4 protein-coding genes are annotated in these 6532 nt (G+C 68.3%); all 4 read left to right on the forward strand.

Going from position 1 to position 6532, the window contains the following annotated elements; genetic code table 11:
* The first annotated feature begins 117 nt into the window (after positions 1-117).
* The 4 genes from ACZ7OI_RS49190 to ACZ7OI_RS49205 are packed head-to-tail and all read left to right on the forward strand — an operon-like array spanning position 118 to position 6456.
* Positions 118-969 (forward strand): TnsA-like heteromeric transposase endonuclease subunit, encoded by an 852-nt coding sequence (locus ACZ7OI_RS49190; RefSeq protein ID WP_470230288.1) that lies wholly within the window; start codon positions 118-120, stop codon positions 967-969.
* A gap of 8 nt (positions 970-977) precedes the next feature.
* Complete coding sequence (locus ACZ7OI_RS49195; protein WP_470230287.1) at positions 978-3239, forward strand: transposase; 2262 nt, start codon at positions 978-980, stop codon at positions 3237-3239.
* Positions 3236-4492 (forward strand): AAA family ATPase, encoded by a 1257-nt coding sequence (locus ACZ7OI_RS49200; RefSeq protein WP_470230286.1) that lies wholly within the window; start codon positions 3236-3238, stop codon positions 4490-4492. Before ACZ7OI_RS49195 ends, ACZ7OI_RS49200 begins: the two co-directional genes overlap by 4 nt.
* Positions 4489-6456, forward strand: a complete 1968-nt coding sequence (locus ACZ7OI_RS49205; RefSeq protein ID WP_470271017.1) for a TniQ family protein — start codon at positions 4489-4491, stop codon at positions 6454-6456. The genes ACZ7OI_RS49200 and ACZ7OI_RS49205 overlap by 4 nt, the downstream gene beginning before the upstream one ends.
* Positions 6457-6532 lie beyond the last annotated feature (76 nt).

A 6532-nucleotide genomic window follows, 5' to 3' on the forward strand; every position in this document is an offset into this window, starting at 1 on the left:
TGTGACGACAGGTGGTAGTTGGCATCACCGGGTCGTCTGACGTTGTAGTTCTTCGCCCAGTACAGGCGGTAGTTGGCATGAAGTAAAGGCGATAGTTGGCATGGCTGGCGGCGCGTCGTGTCTGCGGGCTTCAACGTGGTGCGCTTGGATGTCGCGGTGGTGGTCGAGCAGGCACCGGTGTGGTCGCACGCGTGCAGCTGGGTGGATCTGGCGTGGGGCGAGTCCTCGTTCGTCGACGGCCGTGCCCGGTTGCGGTTGGAGGAGTGGCCGCGTCGGTGGTCGGCGGTGGTCCGGCTTGGCGGCGGCGAAGTGTCGGTCCCGGTTCGGGATCTTGCCGGGGTGCCGGTTGCTGCGCGGGAGCCGGTGCGGCGGTTCTCGTGGCATCGGGGTTCGCGGCATCGTCCGGGGCTAGAGTTTCTGGTCAGCACAGGACGGATGCACGGGTTCGAGTCGCTGGCTGAGGCGAAGCTGCTGTTGATGCTCGACTTCGCCGGTCGCGTGACGGATGTTCTGTCGCAGCCGCTGCGGCTGCGGTTCGCAGCAGAAACTGGTGCGCGCGAACACATTCCCGACTTCTTCGTCGAGACGACGACGGGGTTCTGGCTGATCGACGTTCGCCCGGCGGGCCGGATCCAGGAACGCGACGAGGACGCGTTCGCCGCGACGGACGAACTTGCCGCGCTGCTGGGGTGGGGTTATCGGGTGGTGACCGGGTGGGATCCGGTTGCCGCTGCGACGGTCGACGCGCTGTCTGCACAACGGCGGCCGCTGGCGGACCGCCTCGGGATGGCCGAGGCCGTGCTCGATGCCGTGGAAGACGGGCCGCGCCCGTTCGGCGAGATCGCATCGGAGACGATCGCACCCGCGGTCGCACGGGCCTACCTGTTGCATCTGCTCTGGCACCGGCGGCTGACGATGGATCTGCAGCAGCCGCTGGGCGACGGCACGCTGGTCGGGCTGGCCGGGTGACAGGCCGGGTGGATCTGGCACCGGGGGCGGTCCTGGTGCTTGACGGTGCCGAGTGGACGGTCGAGCGCGCCGAACCGCAGACGGGCCGCGTCGTGCTTCTCTCGTCGGACGGGCAGCGGATGCCGGTCACGATGAAGTTCCTCATGCACCATCCGGACTGTCGGCCGTCGAGCCGAACTGCGACCGCAGCCGCGCAACGGGACCGACAGGACCCCGCCGAAGCTGATCTGACGCCGCATCAGCGGGACGTGGTGGCGCTGCGACTGGCGCATCTGCTGGAAGTGGAAACGGGTTTCCGCGCCGGAGATCCGTTGCGGCCGGAGGCGGGCGAGCCGCGAGCGGAGTTCGATCCTGCTGCTACGACGGTCAACCAGCGTCGAGAGGCGAAAGTCGCCGAACTCGCCGGACTGGACCGGGTTCAGGCCCGGCTGCTGGGTTTGGACAAGGTCAGCGTCCGCACCTTGGCCCGATGGGCGGCCCGCTATCGCACTGCGGGATTCGTCGGCTGCGCCGACGACCGGTGGCTGCGGCGCTCGGGAGGGCACCCGAGCGTCACGGAGACCGTGCGTGAGGCGGTCTACGCCGTTCAGGCAGAGACGCTGCACCGGTCGCGGATGAGCATGCGGGCCCGTGAACGGCTGATCCACCAGTACGTCCGCGAGTTGCACGGCCCGGAGGCGACGGCGCAGATTCCCTCCTACGAGACGTTGCGGCTGGTCTGGCTGGACTGGTTCGGCTCGGGCGGCGGCCGGCAGCGCTACGTCCGTTCGGCCGCGAAGCCGACCAGCGGGCAGCACGTGGTGATCCACCGGCCGGGGCAGGTCGTCGCGATGGACACCACTGTTCTGCCGGTCAAGGTCAGGGAGACGGTGTTCGGCGATCCGGTGTCGGTTCACCTGACGCTGGCGCTGGATGTCTACACGCGGTCGCTGGTCGCGTTCCGGCTCACGCTGGTGTCTGACAGTTCTGTCGACGTCGCGATGTTGTTGCGGGACATCATGATGCCGCTGCCGATGCGTCCGGATTGGACAGCGGAAATGGAGTGGCCCTACCCGGGGTTGCCGGCGAACGTGGTCGCCGAGTTCGCGGGGCACAAGGTGGCCGGGTTGCCGTTCTTCGCTCCGGAGACGGTCACCACCGATCACGGATCGGTCTATCGCAATCATCATCTGGTCGAAGTCGAGCGAGTGATCGGGGCGAACATCCTGCCCGCGCGGGTGCTGCGCCCGACCGACAAGCAGGCGGTCGAACGGGCTTTCGGGTCGGTCCGGTCGCTGTTGTTCGAGCATCTGCTCGGCTACACCGGCGTCGACGTCTACGACCGCGGTGCCGACCCGGAGGCCGACGCGACGCTGACGATCGACGCGATGGAGCACCTGATCGCGACCTGGATCGTCGGGATCTGGCAGAACAGGCGGCTCGGCGAGCACGCCCCGAGTTGGGATCCTGCCGGGGACCACAGTCCGAACACCCTGTTCGCCGCGGCGATGAACCAGGGCGGGTTCGCCATGCAGATCCCGACGCCGGATCTCTACTACCAGCTGCTTCCCGCGCACCACGTGGTCATCCACGGCGACCGCGGGGTGAAGATCCGCGGTTTGTTCTACGACGGCCCGGCGCTGGAGCCCTACCGCACGGAGCCGTCGGCCCGCGGCGGCCGGCACAAGGGCAAGTGGGTCATCCGCCGCGACCCGCGCGACGCCCGCACGGTGTTCTTCCAAGACCCGGCCACGCACGCCTGGCACACCCTGCGCTGGACCGGGCTCCCGCCCGAGGGCGAGATACCGTCGTTCAGCGACGCCCGGGCACGCGACTTGCTGGCCGCGGCCCGCGCAGCGGGGCTGAAACCGCGCTCGGACGCCGAACTGCTGCCGCTGCTGCTGGACCTGCTCGGCGCGCACATCCCGGTCGAGTCCTGGCCGACGATGACGAAAACAAAACGCAGCGACCTGGCCCGCGACGACGCCCAGTCGCACGCCTCGGCCGCCGACCGGGCCAGCGCAACTGCTTTGCATCCGGTCGGCACAGCGCGCCCGGCCCGCCGCAAGCGCACGACGGGGCATACGCCTGCGGCGGATCAGCACCCCCGGTGGCCGCAGCATTCCCGCACGGTCGAGACCGCGGTCGACGACGACCGGCGACGGAGGCGGGAAGAGACGGTGGGCACCGCGCCGATCGCCCGGCCCGGGCGTCTTGGGGACGCCGTCCGCCGCGGCAACCTGTTCCTGCTCGTCGACGACGCGACGGACGACCCGGAAGGCGATTCGTGAGCACTCGGCCCAATTCTGCACCTGCGGCGTTCGTCCTTCCGGAGAGCATTCCGGACCGGGAGACCGTCGAAGGCTGGAAACAGTGGCGTCTGAGCCGGCACGGCTTCGTCTCCGCGCCCAGGCTCGGCCTGGCCGACTACCGGGTGCTGTCTCCGCGGCAGCGGCAGCTGCACGACCTGCACCGCGCGGCCACGCACGCGAACCTTCCGCTGCAGGAAACCCCGATGACCCGCGCGGTCGGGCGGATCATGCGGTCGCGAATGCAGACCAACGCGCTCAAGCACAAACCGACCACCCGGGCCGGGCTGATGATCACCGGCGGCGGCTACCAGGGCAAGACCGAGACCGCCTGCGAGATCGCGGCGGCGTTCGAGGACGCCTGGCTGGACATGCACGCCCAGCTCAATCCCGCCGCGGTCGCGGGCACCCGGGACCTGCACGCCCCGGTCGCCTACGTCCAGACCCCGGTCACCGCGAAACCGAAAAGCACCTGCCAGGCGATCCTCGACTTCTTCGGCGCCGACCACAAAGGACTGACCCTGCCGCAGCTGACCCGCGCGGTCCGCGGATCCCTGCACGACCACGGCAACCGGGTGCTGCTGCTCGACGACATCACCCGGCTGAAGATGCACCGGGCCGACGACCAGGACACCCTCGACCTGATGCGCGCCTTCATGAGCATGCAGACCACCCTGGTCCTCATCGGCGTCAACATCCCCGGATCGGGCCTGCTGCGCGAGGGCCGCCACGACCCTCGCACGGGCCAGTGGGTGTTCCCGCCGCCGCGCGGCGGCCGGCTCGGCGACGACCCCGCAACCCAGACCGAACGCCGTTTCGACCTCGTCCACCTGGAACCGTTCACCTACGCGACTTCTGAAGGCATCGCCGCCTGGACCGCGCACCTGGAGGGTCTACAGGACGCCCTGCGGCTCTTCCGCGCCGACCCGGACATGCTCACCGGCGGCACGATGCCCGAATACCTGTTCCGCCGCACTGGCGGCGTCGTCGGCCTGCTCGAACGACTCGTCGAGGAAGGCTGCGCCGAGGCGCTCGACACCGGTGCCGAAGCCTTGAGCGAGGACCTGCTCGACGGCATTCTGATCAACCTCGGCAACGACCCCGCGCGCGATCCGGCCGCCGGAGAAGTCCCCGACGTCCCGCCGCCGGGCACGGGCGCCCGCCGTTCCCGCAAGCCTCGGAGCACGGTCTTCGACGACACCGGCACCCCGAAGACCCGGGAGGCAAGCGCGTGATCAGGCCTTTGCCGCGCAGCCTCGACCCGCTGCCGGACGAATCCCTGATTGGCTTCATGCTGCGGCTGTCCCACCGGCTCGAACTTCCGCCCGCCCGCGTCGCCGCCCTGACCGGACTCACCACGCACTGGAAGCCTGCCATCGCCGCTCACCAGCTGCGCATGCCCGCAGCGGTCGCGTCGGACTTCGCGCGGGCGACCCGGCTGACACCCGCGGAGGTCCGCGATCTCAGCCTGGACAGTCTGCGCAGGCGATACCCGCCGCTGGAGCTTGAATACGACGGCAACCAGGTTCGTCGCAACAAGAACCTGCCCAGCGTCCAGGGCTGGGTGCTGAACAATGCGACGCGCTACTGCCCCGACTGCCTCGCCGGCGACGGAAGCGAGATCCAGCAAGCCCACGGCGGTCCCTGGCGGATCACATGGCGCCTGGCCGCGGTCTTCGCCTGCCCGATCCATCGCCGGATCCTCTGCCGCCGCTGTCCTCGCTGCGGTGTTCCCGCGCTCGAACGTCCCAAAGCCAGCCCCTGGATTTTTCCCGCGCACACGCTTGTCCAGCATCCGACCCAATGTCGGGGCAGGGGCGAGGCACCCGCTTCCGAGCCCGAGTCAGCATCTCAAGTCTGCGGTCATCGTCTCGACCACGAAACCGGTCCGCCGGACCGGACTGACACGCAGCAGTTGGCACACCTGCTGGAATTCCAGGATCAGTTGTTGGCCCGATTGCACCTCGACTACCGCGGATATGTCCGAGACCCGGACGTCGGAAGCCGGTACTTCTATGACCTGCACCTGATCATGCGGCTCGTCCGGGGTTCTTGGCCTTTCGCGGCACAGTTCGCGCCGCAGCACATCGACCTCGACACGATCGGCGACCACGTCGGCCGTCTCCAGGACGAAATGAGGCTGAACCGCACGGTCGGGAAACCGGCCCGCAACCAGGCATTGCGGGGAGGACCTCCTCATGATCCGCACACGTGTGGCCACCTCCTGGCATTCGCAGGGCACCTTCGCACAGAAACCGACGCGCTGCGCGCGCTCGTGTCCTCGGTGGACGGCGGCACCGTCTGGATTCGAAGCCTCGAGGCGTTCCTGCGCCACTGCTCGGCTGCAGTGCAGACGGTCGCCGGGGCCGTCGTTCAGGCGCGACTGCCGAACAACCGGACGACTCGGCGCGGCAAGGTCAGGTCGTCGCCGCGCAGGACCCCGCGGCCCGATCTGAAGCGACAGCTGACGATTGATCCCTGCCTGATCTCGCATTACCTGGCCGCGCAGCACATCGAGCCGCTCAGCAAGCTCATCCCCGAGTGGGACGTCGAACCACGCATCGTGCATCGCTTCGCAGCCATCACAGCAATTCGCTCCACCGCAGGGATCACCACCCGCGCAGCAAGCGTCGCGCTGGACCTGCCACCGACATGGGGCGGGCACGCCAGCATGATTCTACGCCGATGGAGCAGCCAGAACGGGGCCGAAGCCAAGGTCGCCGCAGCGACACAGGACGTCATCGACCTGCTCAACAGCGCACCCCCTGACATCGACTACCAACGTCGCCGCGATGCACTCCGCGGCTGGCTGATCCCCGAACACGTCTGGGAAGCCGCAATCGAGCCACTCAGAAACTTGCCGCGGACGACAGCCGAGTTCAGTCCCAGCAAACGACACGCGGCCTCGCTGATGTTGTGGGCGGCGATCACCAACGGGGACTACCTCGCTTCGCCTCTCTACCGCGCCAGAAGACTGACCGAGCCAACGGATCAACGGTTCGTCAGGTCGGCATATCGACTGATGTTCGGGTTCCGCCTTCCCCGAACCGACAGGCGCGGCACGCATGCCAAAAACCTCCTCGACGTCCTCGCCTCATACCAAGCCCTTCTCGAACGTTCCATCGACGAGAACACCTACGGCTCAGCGGTGACAGATATCGGCGGCCACGTGACAGATAACGTGGTCAAGCGCAGGTGAGGGATGCCGTAGTCCCACACCGCTAGGCGCTATGCCAACTAGCACCGGGATATGCCAACTATCACCTGTCGTCACA

It is taken from the genome of Amycolatopsis sp. NPDC114503 (assembly GCF_055633655.1).